The organism is Pseudoclavibacter helvolus (genome assembly GCF_014191305.1).
Lineage (GTDB): Bacteria > Actinomycetota > Actinomycetes > Actinomycetales > Microbacteriaceae > Pseudoclavibacter > Pseudoclavibacter helvolus.
Genome location: NZ_JACHWJ010000002.1, coordinates 1 through 12,504 on the forward strand (window position 1 = coordinate 1; position 12,504 = coordinate 12,504).

Sequence of the window (12,504 nt, forward strand, 5' to 3'; positions counted from 1 at the left end):
CAGGAAGATGCCAGCAACAGAAAAGAGTAGCCAGATGCCCGCGAAGATGGAGAAGATAGCGGAATAGGCCATGCCACCCGCAAGGACCGAGGCACTCCTCGCCCCGAAATGGGCGAAGACTCGGGCGGGGCGGGTAGCTTGAGCCCAGGCGATCAGCGCTTTCATGCGCTCGCCGAACGGCGCCTCCGGGGGGAACTTCGGAAACGGCGGCGCGAACGTGGAACTGCGCGAACTCTTAGCTGAGTCTTGCTCGGTCACGGTCGAAGCCTACGTTGCTGTGCCGATACGCTGTCTGAGTTACCAGCACGAAGGAGTTGCTATGAAATACACGGGGTTTGGCGTCGGGACCGGCGTCGCTTTCGGTGAAGTCCTACGCATGCCTGATCCGCTCCCTGAACCTGCCGACGAGCTCGCCACAGGCGACGCCGCGACCGAGTACGAGCGGGCCATCACCGCACTCCGTGAAACCGGCGAGGGTTTGACTGCTCGCGCGGCCACCGTCGACGGCGCCGCGAAGAACGTGCTGGAGTCGCAGGCCATGATGGCCGCAGACCCGTCTCTCGCCGAAAGCATCAAGGCAGCGACCGAGGCGGGCAAGACCGCCGAGCGTGCGGTCTTCGAGTCCTTCTCCTCCTTCGCCGAGATGCTGAAGAGCCTCGGCGGCTATCTCGCTGAGCGTGCCACCGACCTCGGAGACGTCTCGCAGCGAGTCATCGCCCTACTCCGCGGCGTCCCAGCTCCCGAGGTGCCCTCGAGCGACACCCCGTTCATCCTCGTCGCGCACGACCTCGCGCCGGCCGACACGGCGAAGCTCGACCTGTCGAAGGTGCTTGCCCTCGTCACGCGCGACGGCAGCCCCAAGGCGCACACGGGCATCCTCGCGGCCGAGAAGGGCCTCCCGGCCGTCGTCGCCGTCAAGGAAGCGGACAGCCTGCTTGACGGCATGACGATCCTCGTCGACGCCGCCAAGGGCCAGGTCATCACCGAGCCCACCGCCGAGCGCATCGCAGAGGCGCAGGCCGAGATCGACCGCGTCGCGGCGATGAAGGCCGCTCCCGTCGAGCCGGGCGAGCTCGCCGACGGCACGCCGGTCCAGATCCTCGCGAACATCGGCAAGCCAGCAGATGCCGAGCGTGCAGCTGCGCTCGGAGCCGAGGGTGTTGGCCTCTTCCGCACCGAGTTCCTCTTCCTCGACAGCGACACCGCACCGACGGTCGAGAAGCAGACGGCCGACTACACGGCGGCGCTCGCGCACTTCCCAGGCAAGAAGGTTGTCGTGCGTGTGCTCGACGCCGGCGCCGACAAGCCCCTCGCGTTCCTCACGGAGGCTGACGAGCCGAACCCGGCGCTCGGGCTCCGCGGCATCCGCGTGCTCATGAAGAAGGAGCAGATCCTCCGCGACCAGCTCCAGGCGCTTGCCAACGCGCAGGCTGCAACCGAGGCGAAGGTCTGGGTTATGGCCCCGATGGTCTCCGACGCGCACGAGAGTGAGCACTTCACATCGCTCGCCCGCGAGTACGGGCTCATGACGGCGGGAAGCATGATCGAGGTGCCTTCCGCTGCGCTGCTTGCTGAGCAGGTGCTCGAGTCGAGCGACTTCGTGTCGGTCGGCACCAACGACCTCACGCAGTACACGCTCGCTGCCGACCGCCTCCTCGGAAGCGTCGCGGCATTCCAGGACCCGTGGCACCCCGCCGTGCTGCGCCTGATCGAGCGCATCGGCGAGGCTGGCGAGCACCACCAGAAGAGCGTCGGCGTATGCGGCGAGGCTGCGGCTGACCCGAACCTCGCGATCGTGCTTGTCGGACTCGGTGTTCGTTCGCTCTCGATGGCGCCTCCCGCGTTCGTCGAGGTCCGTGCAGCGCTCAAGCGAGTCACCCTCGAGCAGGCGAAGGAGATCGCACACCTCGCGATCTTCGCGAAGTCGGCCGTCGAGGCCAAGGGCCGCGTCGTGGACGCGCTCGCGACTCGCGGCGTCATCACGACTGCAGTGCCGGTCGTCGAGGTCTAACCACACAACCTAAGGCCTGGCGGTTCGCCGCCTGGCCAGTAGATCCCGAGCGGGGTGCATCCGGAGCTTTCCGGATGCACCCCGCTTTGCTGTGCGGTCGGCGTCTGCCGTCTGCCGCCCACCGCATATCCCGAGTCACGAGCGGACGCTCGACCGGCACTGCGAGCACGTGACGCGTATAGTTGTGCAGAATCCAGAAACGTTCGGAGTGTGCATGCCTGAACCCGGCCCCGTGGCCGCTCTCGAACGCGTCACGGTGCGATACGGAGCGGGGGCGCCAGCGCTCGACGGCATCGATCTGGAGATTCAACGCGGCGAGATCATCGGGATCGTTGGGGAGTCGGGCGCGGGCAAGTCGACGCTGCTTCGGCTGCTCGACGCCGACGAGACGCCGACGGAGGGGCGGGTGCTCATCCAGGGCACCGACCCGGCTACCATGCGTGAGCGCGACCGGCGAGGGCTTCGCCGACGCATCGGCATGGTGTTCCAGAGCTTCAACCTGCTCGCGAATCGAACCGCGCGGCAGAACGTCGAACTCCCGCTGCGGCTCCAGCGTCGCCGCGACCCGGCGCTCGTCGGCGAGCTCCTCGACTACGTGGGGCTCGGTGACCGCGGCGGCGACTACCCGGCGCAGCTCTCAGGAGGGCAGAAGCAGCGGGTCGCAATCGCGCGCGCCCTCGTGACGAGGCCGCCGCTGTTGCTCTGCGACGAGCCGACGTCAGCGCTCGACGAACGGACGACGAGCGACATCCTTCGCCTGCTCGCCTCGACGCGCGACGACTTCGGCACGACCATCGCGCTTGTCACACACGAACTCGCCGCGGTGAAGGCGATCTGCGATCGGGCTGCGATCCTCGACAGAGGCCACCTGCAAGGCATCGTCGCAGTGGAACACAGCGCTCGTGACGACCGCGGCTCCTACGTCGAGCACGCGAAACGGGTGCTCGGGTCGTGATCGAGCTCGTCGACAGCATAGTCACCTCACTCACGGCCAACGCCGACGCCATCTGGCAGGCGCTCGCCGAGACCGGCTACATGCTCGTGTTCTCCCTGGTCGCCGCCATTGTGCTCGGGCTGCCACTCGGCGTGCTGATCTTCCTGACCAGGCCGGGAGGCGTGCGCGAGAACCGGACGCTGTGGCGGGTCGCGAACCTCTACGTCACGGTCGTGCGATCGTTTCCGTTCCTCCTGTTCGTGGTGTTCCTCATCCCACTCACCCGCCTCGTGTTCGGCACCACGTTCGGCACCCAGGCGGCGACGTTCCCGCTGTGCTTCGTCGGTGTCGCGATCTACGCGCGGCTCGTCGAGCAGATACTGCTCGAGGTGCCATCCGGTGTGCTGCACGCGGCGAGGTCGATGGGCGCGGACACGGGGCAGGTGGTCACGCGCTTCCTGTTCGTGGAGGCGCGCAGCGGACTGGTCTACGCACTCACTTCCGCGGCGATCAGCCTGCTTTCGTACTCGACGGTGCTCGGCGTCGTCGGTGGCGGAGGGCTTGGCGACTTCGCGCTGCGCTACGGCTACCAGGAGTACGACTACCCGCTCATGTACACGACGATCGTGATCGTCATCGTGTGCGTGCAGCTGCTCCAGACCGGCGGCCACAGGCTTTCGGTGGCGCTTGACCGCCGGTGACCTTCATCTCAAATTCTTGCTCACCAACATCCACGACCAACTGCATGCACGACCCGCAAAGGAACCAACAGCCATGACACTTCGACTTCGCACGATCGGGGCAGCGCTGGCCGTCGCATCCCTCGCCCTTCTCACGGCCGGATGCGCCCCGTCGGCCGGTCAGACGGACGGCGGCGGCGACGTGGTCACGATCAAGGTCGCGGCCACGGTGACCCCCATGACGGACGTCGTGGAGGCGGCGGCCGAGGCGATCGAGGAGGGTTACGAGATCGAGCTGGTCCCCGTCTCCGACTACGTGCAGCCGAACGTGCTTGTCGAGAACGGTGAGATCGACGCCAACTTCGTGCAGTTCGTGCCGTTCATGGAGGAGTTCAACACGAAGAACGACGCGTCGCTCGCGGGCGTGAAGCCGATCTACTCGACGGTCGTCGCCTTCTACTCCAAGAGTCTGGGCTCACTCGACGAGCTGCCGCAGGGTGGCAGCGTCGTCATCCCGAACGACAGCGCCAACGCGGCTCGCGCACTGCAGTTGCTCGCCGACGATGGCGTCATCACGCTTGACGAGGGTGTCGAGCGATTCAAAGGCAAGGTTGCTGACATCACTGAGAATCCCCGGGAGCTGACGATCACGCAGGTCGACCTGCTGCAGCTCAACACGGCCTACGAGGAGGCGGATGCGGTCTTCAACCTGCCGTCGTTCGCGCGTCAGCTCGGGTTGACGCCCGTCGACAACGGCCTCGCGGTCGAGCAGGACCCTCAGTTCGCGGTCACGCTCGTGACGCGCGAGGACAAGCTCGGCACCCCGAAGATCGCTGCGCTCGAGAAGGCGTTCACGAGCGACAAGGTGCGGGAGACGCTTGAGTCGCTGGACGTGCCGCCCGCGTTCTAAGCCGACGTGCTCGTTGGGAGTGACCGCTGCCGGTCGGTTCACCACCTCGGGCCCATTGAAGTCGATCGCTGCCCGGCGATTCCCCCTCTGAGTGGGCGCTCAGAGGGGGACTCGCCGGGCAGCGATCAGCTTGTTGAGCTGAGTTCAGCGGAGTTGAGTTGAGCGGGCCCGGGCCTGGGCTCGGCTGGGAGCGAAGCGAGCTGGCTCGGCGGGGTGGCGCGAGAGGTCAGGCGTCGAACTCGCGGAGCAGCAGCGAGGCATTGTGCCCGCCGAAGCCGAACGAGTTCGAGAGCACGGTGCGGATGCGCGCTGGCCGGGCCTCGCGGGCGACGACGTCCAGTTCTGGGAACTCGGGATCGTCGAGGTTGAGCGTCGGCGGGATCACCGAGTCGCGCATCGTCAGCAGTGAGATGACGGCTTCGAGAGCCCCGGCGGCGCCCAGCAGGTGACCGGTTGCCGACTTATTGGCCGTCACGGGAACCCCGCCGAGACGGGCGCCGAGGAGCTCGCGCAGGGCGGCCGTCTCCATGGCGTCGTTCAGTGGCGTGCTGGTGCCGTGCGCGTTGACGTGCTCGAGGTCGCCTGCGTCGAGGCGGGCGTCGTCGAGGGCCGCTCGCATGGCGGCGAGGGCGCCGCTGCCGTCGGGTCTCGGAGCTGTCGGGTGGTAGGCGTCCGACGTCGCGCCGTAGCCGGCGACCTCGCCCAAGATCTCAGCACCACGTGCATGCGCGCCCTCTTCCGACTCCACGAGCAGGGCGGCCGCACCGGCCGCCATGACAAACCCGTGGCGCGCGCGGTCGAAGGGCCTGCTGGCCGTCTCCGGTGCGTCCTCGTGTCCGAGTGCTAGGGCGCCGAGGGTCGCGTTGACGGCCAAGTTGACCCGGTTGAGGCAGTCATCGGCCGCGACGACAAGGACGGCGTCGGCGTACCCGTGCCGGATGGTGCGCATCGCCTCGCCGAGCGCGACGGTGCCGCTTGCGCACGTCGCGGAGAGCCCGGCGCTCGCGCCGCGGGCCCCGTAGCGCTCGCTGAGGTAGGCGGCAGCCGCGTCCGGCCCGCCGTAGACCACGACGCCTGGCGGCACTCTGCGCGGCCCTGAGGCGTCGAGGATGCGCGCGGCGTCCTGCGTGAGCGAGACGGGGCCGGAGCCGGTCGCGATGGTCACGGCGAACCTCGTCGCGTCGAACGGGAGCGAGCCAGGCGCGATGCCGGTCGAGCGCATCGCCTCGTCGGCGGCCGCCACGGCGTAGTGCGCGTGGCGGTCCAGGCGCGCGACGTCACGCTTCGGCAAGTGGGCCGCGGCGTCGAAGCTGCGCACCTCTCCGGCTACCCGCACGGCGAGGTCGGAGACGTCGACGCTCTCGATGAGCCGGATGCCGCTCTGTCCCGCGAGCAGTGACGACCACGTGCTCGTGACGTCGAGCCCGTTGGGGGTGACGGCGCCGACGGCGGTGACGACGGCGCGCCTCATAGCCGCACCGCCTCGCCAGCGGTGACGAGGTCGAGGACTGCAGCACGGCGGATCTTCCCACCGGCCGTGCGCGGGAGGAGCTGCGCACGGTAGAGGCGGTGGGGCACGAACTGGGGTGCTAGGTGCGCGCGCAGGTGGCCGAGCATCTGCGCCTTGGTGGGGAGTGCATCCGCGTCGCCTTCGACGACAACCGCGACGATCGAGCCGAGCTTGCTGTCCGGCAGCGCGACGGCGCAGCACGCCTCGCAGCCTGGGAGCGAAGCGAGTGCGCGTTCCACCTGGGGGAGGGACACTTTGTGCCCGCCGGAGACAGCGACGTCGCCTGCCCGGCCGAGCAGCTGGATGCGCCCGTTCGCGAACGCCGCGAGGTCGTTGACGCTCGCCCAGCCGTCGGCGTCGGTGATGCGGTCCGCGCTCGTCGCGGAGAGGTAGCGCTCGACTGCCGAGCCCACGCGGATGTGCAGGGTGCCGGTCTCGCCGGCAGGCACCTCAGCCCCCGCTTCGTCCCGCACGCTCACCTCGACGCCACCGAACGGAGTCAGGTTGGTGCCGTCACCCTCGTCGCTGAAGCCGATGAAGCCGATCTCTGAGGCCCCGTAGTAGCTGCGCAGGTGCGCCTCGGGAACGGCTTCCTCGAAGCCGCGGCGGATGTGCTCCGGCTGGTTCGCCCCGCCCGTGATGACCTCGACCAGCGAGTCGAGCGGCAGGTGCCCGCGGCGGGACGCCTGCAGGACGGCAAGCAGCATGGCCGGCACCCCGACGAGGCGCTCCACGTGCTCACCCGCGATCGTGCGAGCCGCGGCCTGCGCGTCGAAGCCGCTCTGCAGGTAGAGCGAGCCGCCGGTGGCGAGCACCTCGACAAGCGCGTAGAGGGTGAGGCTGTACGAGAGAGGGCCGGGTGCGATCGTCGAGCGTCCGTCGGTCGTTCCGAGGTACCGGCGGCTGATGTCGACGTTGTGGTCCCAGCTGCCGCGAGTGCGCAGGAAGCCCTTGGGTAGGTCGGTGGTGCCGGAGGTGAAGAGCAACAGGAAGGGCTCGTCGCGCGGGCGGATCTCTGGGCCCGGGGCCGACGCGCCCCGCTCGGCAAGCGCATCCGCCGCTGCCAGGTCGAACGCTGCCAACGAGGTGACTGTTCCTCCCCACGACGTGGCGTCGAGTTGGGCCTCGAACTCCGGATCGTCGGTGATGACCAGCGCGGGCTCAACCCGCCGCAGGATCTCAAGGCGATGCTCGAGCGGCCACAGGGGGTCGAGCACGGCCGCGACGGCGCGGAAGCTGATGACTCCCGTGAGGAGGCGGGCGGCGTCGATGGCACGCGAGAGGGAGACGGTGACGATTGGCACGCCGCGTGTCTCGGAGGCGGAGGCGCCGCTCGCGATCGGCTCGGAGGAACCGAGCAGGGCCTCGACGCCGGCCCTGACGGCCGCGCACGAGCGGGCGAGGTCGCCGTAGCTGAGTCGCTCGCCGTCACCGGCAAGCGCGGTGCGCGTGGGTGAGTGGGCTGCGGTGGTGATGAGCGTGCGAGTGATGGGCACCAGGCGAGTCTAGAACGTGCACTGGCCCGCGCCTGAGTCTGTGCCGCAGTCGTGTGGAGTGTCCTCGCTGGCCGCTTCGTTCCCCGGCGCGCGAGTGGCAGCTCTGAGGGTCCAGAACGTCAGTCGACGGCACCGTTCCGCAGCTCGCGGCCCTTTGCGACGTCCTTCTCGATCTGCTCGAGCCGCTTCGCGCTCGCCTTCGTGTCCCGAGGGGGCAGCTGGATGCTCTGCTCGGCCGGGATACCCCCGCGCAGCTGTCGCACGCGCTCGATCTCCGCGTCGCACTGCGCACCGAACAGGAGCGCGAGGTTGACGATCCAGAGCCACAGCAAGCCGATGATGACGCCGGCCACGCTGCCGTAGAGGCGCTCGTAGCTGGTGAAGTTCGCGACGTAGAAGAAGAACCCCGCGCTCGCGACGCCGGTCACGAAGAGCGCGATGAAGGCGCCGAGCGTCATCCACTTGAACTTCGGCAGCTTCACGTTCGGCGTCCCGTAGAAGAGCACGGCGATCATCACGATCACCACCAGTAGGACGATGGGCCACCGCGCGACGCTCCACACGGCGAGTGACGCGTCGCCGAGGCCGATGAGGCCGCCGACCGCGGACGCCACCGGGCCGGAGAGCGCGAGGATTGCGAAGATGACGAGCATCAGCACGAGGAGGACGATCGTCCAGAGCATCATGATCGGCCGAAGCTTCCAGAACGGGCGGCCCTCGTCGATCTCGTAAACCGTGTTCATGGCGTGCGAGAAGCAGTTGACGTAGCCGGACGCCGACCAGAGCGCGCCGAGGAGACCGACCACAAACGCGGTGCCGGCGCCGCTCGACTCGCCAAGCTGCTGCACCGTGTTGCGCAGCGTCTCTGCGAAGGTCGTGTCGGCCAGGTGGGTCGCCATCTCGTCGATGAACGACACGGCTGTCGCAGTGAGGCCGAAGAGGCCGATGACCGACATGAGTGCGAGCAGAGCGGGGAAGAGCCCGAGCAGCATGTAGAACGTGAGGGCCGCGGCGAGCACAGTGCTTTTGTCTCGCAGGAACTCGCGGATCGCTCGCATCAAGATGTACCGCCAGGCGGGTTTCAGGACTGGGCCGAGCCCTTCCGGCTTCCGCGGGTCGCGTGCATCCGGCGCGGTGTGCGCTTTGACGACACTGGTCTCGTGGGGTGAGCCGGGGGTGGTCATAGACGAAGGCTAGGCGCGGTCGGAGTGCACCGCACGGAGGGCGCGCGCTCAGGCCGCACCTCGAGACGAGACTTGCTCTCCTGGAGACGAGAAAGGGAGCAGCCGAACCCGGCTGCTCCCTCACTCACGTGCTGCTCTTGGCTAGACGCGGCCCTTGAGCATCGCCTGCTTGACCTCGGCGATCGCCTTCGTGACCTGGATGCCACGCGGGCAGGCCTCGGTGCAGTTGAAGGTCGTGCGGCAGCGCCAGACGCCCTCGCGGTCGTTGAGGATGTCGAGGCGAACCTTCGCGTCCTCGTCACGGGAGTCGAAGATGAAGCGGTGCGCGTTCACGATCGCGGCCGGACCGAAGTACTGGCCGTCGGTCCAGAACACGGGGCACGACGTGGTGCACGCGGCGCACAGGATGCACTTGGTCGTGTCGTCGAAGCGCTCACGGTCGGCGATCGACTGGAAGCGCTCCTTGCCCTTCTCGGGCTTCGACGTCGTCTGCAGGAACGGTTGGACCTCGCGGAAGGCCTCGAAGAACGGCTCCATGTCGACGATGAGGTCCTTCTCGAGGGGAAGTCCCTTGATGGCCTCGACGTAGATGGGCTTCGAGATGTCGAGATCCTTGACGAGCGTCTTGCAGGCGAGGCGGTTACGGCCGTTGATGCGCATGGCGTCGGAGCCGCAGATGCCGTGCGCGCAGGAGCGACGGAACGCGAGCGAGCCGTCCTGGTCCCACTTGATGCGGTGTAGCGCGTCGAGGATGCGGTCAGTCGGGTACATCTCGACGTCGAACGCCTGCCAGTACGGCTCCGTGTCCGTCTCGGGGCTGTAGCGGCGCACGTTGAGCGTCACCGTGAACGGCTTGGGAGCCTCGATGGGCGCCTCTGGTGCTTCAGTAGTTGCAGCAGTCATTCGATGCGCCCTTCCTAGTACTTGCGCTCGGTCGGCTCGTAACGCGTCACGCGCACGGGCTTCTTGTCGAGACGGATGTGATCGGCGGGGTCGGGGGATTTCCGGTCGCCGGTGAGGTACGCCATGGTGTGGTGCATCCAGTTGACGTCGTCGCGCTTCGGGAAGTCGTCGCGCATGTGTCCGCCACGGCTTTCCTGGCGGTTGAGCGCGCAGTACACAAGCACCTCGGCGAGGTCGAGCAGGAAGCCGAGCTCGATGCCCTCGAGGAGCTCCGTGTTGTAGCGCTTGCCCTTGTCGAATACCGCGATCTGCGTGTACCGCTCGCGCAGCGAGTGGATGACCTTGGTCGCCTCGGTCAGGGTGTCCGCCGTGCGGAAGACCTGGGCGTTCTTGTCCATCGTCTCCTGCAGCTCGCGGCGCAGGCCGGCGACCGACTCGGTGCCGGTGGATGCCTGGAGGTCGTCGACCATGCCCTTGACGAACGCTGCCGCGTCGTCTGGGAGCGGTGCGAACTCGGCGGTCTTGACGTACTCGACGGCGTTGCGGCCGCTTCGCTTGCCGAAGACGTTGATGTCAAGTAGCGAGTTGGTGCCGAGGCGGTTCGAGCCGTGCACGGAGACGCAGGCGCACTCGCCGGCGGCGTACAGGCCGGGGATGACGGTCTCGTTGTCGGAGAGCACCTCGCCCGCGTTGTTCGTGGGGATGCCACCCATCGCGTAGTGCGCGGTCGGGTAGACGGGCACCGGCTCGGTGACTGGGTCCACGCCGAGGTAGGTGCGCGCGAACTCGGTGATGTCTGGCAGCTTCGTCTCGAGGACCTCGGCGCCCAGGTGGGTGCAGTCGAGGTAGACGTAGTCCTTGTGCGGGCCAGCGCCGCGCCCGTCGAGCACTTCCTGCACCATCGAGCGGGCGACGATGTCACGAGGCGCGAGGTCCTTGATGGTCGGCGCGTAGCGCTCCATGAAGCGCTCACCCGAGGCGTTGCGAAGGATCGCGCCCTCGCCGCGTGCGCCCTCGGTGAGGAGGATGCCGAGACCGGCGAGGCCGGTGGGGTGGAACTGGTAGAACTCCATGTCCTCGAGTGGGAGGCCGCGGCGCCAGACGATGCCCATGCCGTCACCCGTCAGCGTGTGGGCGTTCGACGTGGTCTTGAAGACCTTGCCGAAGCCACCCGTCGCGAAGATGAAGGCCTTCCCCTGGAAGACGTGCAGCTCGCCGGTCTTGAGCTCGAGCGCGACGATGGCCGCGGGGACCTCCTGGCCGTCGACCTCCGTCATGACGATGTCGAGCGCGTAGAACTCGTTGAAGAACTTCACGTTGTGCTTGACGCAGTTCTGGTACAGCGTCTGGAGAATCATGTGACCGGTGCGGTCTGCCGCGTAGCAGGCACGGCGGACGGGCGCCTTGCCGTGGTCGCGCGTGTGTCCGCCGAAGCGACGCTGGTCGATCTTGCCCTCAGGCGTGCGGTTGAACGGGAGGCCCATGTTCTCGAGGTCGATGACCGCCTCGATGGCTTCCTTCGCGAGGATCTCGGCAGAGTCCTGGTCGACGATGTAGTCGCCGCCCTTAACGGTGTCGTAGGTGTGCCACTCCCAGTTGTCGTCCTCGACGTTCGCGAGGGCGGCAGCCATGCCACCCTGGGCCGCGCCGGTGTGCGAGCGGGTTGGGTAGAGCTTCGTCACGACGGCCGTGTCAGCGCCCTGTGCGGCCTCGATGGCCGCGCGCATCCCGGCACCGCCAGCGCCGACGATGACGATCTCGTGCTGGTGGTAGTGGACGCCGTCGACGGTTCGCGTCGGAGCGAGCTTCTCTGCCATATGTCTGTGGCTCTTCTTTCTCAGGTGGTGGAAGTCGTGTGGCCGAACGCTGCGGCTAGGCCGAGCAGAAGCTCGGCAGGTTCTCGGCAGCGCCGTTTGCGGGGCACGGGTCGAACGTGTAGATCACGAGGAGGCCGAGGACGATAAGCACCGTCGTGACGATGAACAGCGTGACCTGGAGTGCGCGACGCGTGGTCGCCTTCGACACGTAGTCGTTGATGATGGTGCGCATGCCGTTGGCGCCGTGGATGAACGCGAGGACCAGCATGAGCGTGTCCCAGACGACCCAGAACGGGTCGGCCATCTTGCCGGCGACGAACGCGAAGTCGATAGCGGCAACACCCTGTCCGACCATGAGGTTCGTGAACAGGTGGCCGAAGATGAGGATGACGAGCAGCACGCCGGAGACGCGCATGAACGCCCAGCCGATGCGCTCCCAGTTGGTGCTGTTCTTGGCGGCAGCTGCAGCGCGCGGGTACTCGATGGTTTCGATAGTCATGGCAACTCCCTCCTAGTGGCTGAACACGTTGATGAGGTGGCGGGGCGTGAAGCCGATCATCGTGACGACGCAGAGGCCGATGACGATCCAGAACATGAGCTTCTGGTACTTCGCGCCGCCAGGCAGGAAGTCGATGAGGATGATGCGGATTCCGTTGAACGCGTGGTAGCAGATAGCCGCCACGAGCCCGACCTCGCCGATACCCATGATGGGGGTCTGGTACGTGTGGATCGCCGCGTTGTACGCCTCGGGGCTCACTCGAACGAGCGACGTGTCGAGCACGTGCACGATCAGGAAGAAGAAGATGGAGACGCCGGTGATGCGGTGGAGAACCCAGGACCACATGCCCTCGTTCCCCCGGTACAGCGTGCCGCCACGATGCGGCTTCTTCGCTGTGTTCTTCGGGGCTGTCGAGCCCGCCGGAGCTGGTGTCTGTACGGCTGACACGGGTTTGCCCTTCTGTCGCGTTGCGTTCTTCCGCTCAGGACTCTTGCGCCGAGGAGGTGAAGATGAGCGGCAGGCCCCAACCACACTGCGTTGGGCATGTTGATACCCGCCTA

At 67.5% G+C, this 12,504-nt stretch carries 11 protein-coding genes and 1 pseudogene; 4 read left to right on the forward strand and 8 right to left on the reverse strand.

Annotation, left to right across the window (positions count from 1 at the left end; all coding sequences use genetic code 11):
• Nucleotides 1-258: pseudogene (locus tag FHX72_RS07015) on the reverse strand (hypothetical protein); the annotation flags it as partial.
• Between the two features lie 61 nt (nt 259-319).
• On the opposite strand from FHX72_RS07015, the gene ptsP reads away from it, so the two are divergent.
• The 4 genes from ptsP (at nt 320) to FHX72_RS07035 (ending at nt 4,535) form a co-directional block, all read left to right on the forward strand.
• On the forward strand, nt 320-2,011 hold the full coding sequence (ptsP, locus tag FHX72_RS07020; RefSeq protein WP_183624061.1) for a phosphoenolpyruvate--protein phosphotransferase: 1,692 nt from the start codon (nt 320-322) through the stop codon (nt 2,009-2,011).
• 214 nt (nt 2,012-2,225) lie between these two features.
• Nucleotides 2,226-2,966 (forward strand): methionine ABC transporter ATP-binding protein, encoded by a 741-nt coding sequence (locus FHX72_RS07025; RefSeq protein ID WP_068476837.1) that lies wholly within the window; start codon nt 2,226-2,228, stop codon nt 2,964-2,966.
• Nucleotides 2,963-3,646 (forward strand): methionine ABC transporter permease, encoded by a 684-nt coding sequence (locus tag FHX72_RS07030; RefSeq protein ID WP_068476839.1) that lies wholly within the window; start codon nt 2,963-2,965, stop codon nt 3,644-3,646. Before FHX72_RS07025 ends, FHX72_RS07030 begins: the two co-directional genes overlap by 4 nt.
• 73 nt (nt 3,647-3,719) lie before the next feature.
• On the forward strand, nt 3,720-4,535 hold the full coding sequence (locus FHX72_RS07035; protein WP_068476841.1) for a MetQ/NlpA family ABC transporter substrate-binding protein: 816 nt from the start codon (nt 3,720-3,722) through the stop codon (nt 4,533-4,535).
• A gap of 226 nt (nt 4,536-4,761) precedes the next feature.
• Here FHX72_RS07035 and FHX72_RS07040 read toward each other — a convergent pair whose 3' ends face one another.
• The 7 genes from FHX72_RS07040 to sdhC all read right to left on the reverse strand — a co-directional run bounded on the left by FHX72_RS07040 (nt 4,762) and on the right by sdhC (nt 12,289).
• Entirely contained in the window at nt 4,762-6,006 is a 1,245-nt protein-coding gene (locus tag FHX72_RS07040) for a beta-ketoacyl-[acyl-carrier-protein] synthase family protein (RefSeq protein WP_183624063.1), read from the reverse strand.
• Nucleotides 6,003-7,541, reverse strand: coding sequence for an AMP-binding protein (locus FHX72_RS07045; protein ID WP_183624065.1), 1,539 nt, complete (start codon nt 7,539-7,541; stop codon nt 6,003-6,005). Before FHX72_RS07045 ends, FHX72_RS07040 begins: the two co-directional genes overlap by 4 nt.
• 119 nt (nt 7,542-7,660) lie before the next feature.
• On the reverse strand, nt 7,661-8,725 hold the full coding sequence (locus FHX72_RS07050; RefSeq protein ID WP_183624066.1) for a YihY/virulence factor BrkB family protein: 1,065 nt from the start codon (nt 8,723-8,725) through the stop codon (nt 7,661-7,663).
• Nucleotides 8,726-8,866: 141 nt separating this feature from the next.
• Nucleotides 8,867-9,628, reverse strand: coding sequence for a succinate dehydrogenase iron-sulfur subunit (locus FHX72_RS07055; RefSeq protein ID WP_068476849.1), 762 nt, complete (start codon nt 9,626-9,628; stop codon nt 8,867-8,869).
• Between the two features lie 14 nt (nt 9,629-9,642).
• A complete protein-coding gene (gene sdhA / locus FHX72_RS07060) occupies nt 9,643-11,445 on the reverse strand; it encodes a succinate dehydrogenase flavoprotein subunit (protein WP_068476851.1) in 1,803 nt (600 codons plus the stop codon).
• Between the two features lie 55 nt (nt 11,446-11,500).
• Complete coding sequence (locus FHX72_RS07065; protein ID WP_183624068.1) at nt 11,501-11,944, reverse strand: succinate dehydrogenase hydrophobic membrane anchor subunit; 444 nt, start codon at nt 11,942-11,944, stop codon at nt 11,501-11,503.
• 12 nt (nt 11,945-11,956) lie between these two features.
• Nucleotides 11,957-12,289: a succinate dehydrogenase, cytochrome b556 subunit gene (gene sdhC, locus FHX72_RS07070; RefSeq protein ID WP_104252310.1), complete on the reverse strand. Its 333-nt coding sequence runs from the start codon at nt 12,287-12,289 to the stop codon at nt 11,957-11,959.
• Nucleotides 12,290-12,504 lie beyond the last annotated feature (215 nt).

Excerpts from the sequence above, each read along its gene's own strand:
- sdhC (WP_104252310.1), bottom strand. The coding sequence starts at position 12,289 with ATGTGGTCCTGGGTTCTCCACCGCATCACCGGCGTCTCCATCTTCTTC.
- FHX72_RS07055 (WP_068476849.1), bottom strand. The coding sequence starts at position 9,628 with ATGACTGCTGCAACTACTGAAGCACCAGAGGCGCCCATCGAGGCTCCC.
- FHX72_RS07025 (WP_068476837.1), top strand. The coding sequence starts at position 2,226 with ATGCCTGAACCCGGCCCCGTGGCCGCTCTCGAACGCGTCACGGTGCGA.
- FHX72_RS07035 (WP_068476841.1), top strand. The coding sequence starts at position 3,720 with ATGACACTTCGACTTCGCACGATCGGGGCAGCGCTGGCCGTCGCATCC.
- ptsP (WP_183624061.1), top strand. The coding sequence starts at position 320 with ATGAAATACACGGGGTTTGGCGTCGGGACCGGCGTCGCTTTCGGTGAA.
- FHX72_RS07065 (WP_183624068.1), bottom strand. The coding sequence starts at position 11,944 with ATGACTATCGAAACCATCGAGTACCCGCGCGCTGCAGCTGCCGCCAAG.
- sdhA (WP_068476851.1), bottom strand. The coding sequence starts at position 11,445 with ATGGCAGAGAAGCTCGCTCCGACGCGAACCGTCGACGGCGTCCACTAC.
- FHX72_RS07050 (WP_183624066.1), bottom strand. The coding sequence starts at position 8,725 with ATGACCACCCCCGGCTCACCCCACGAGACCAGTGTCGTCAAAGCGCAC.
- FHX72_RS07040 (WP_183624063.1), bottom strand. The coding sequence starts at position 6,006 with ATGAGGCGCGCCGTCGTCACCGCCGTCGGCGCCGTCACCCCCAACGGG.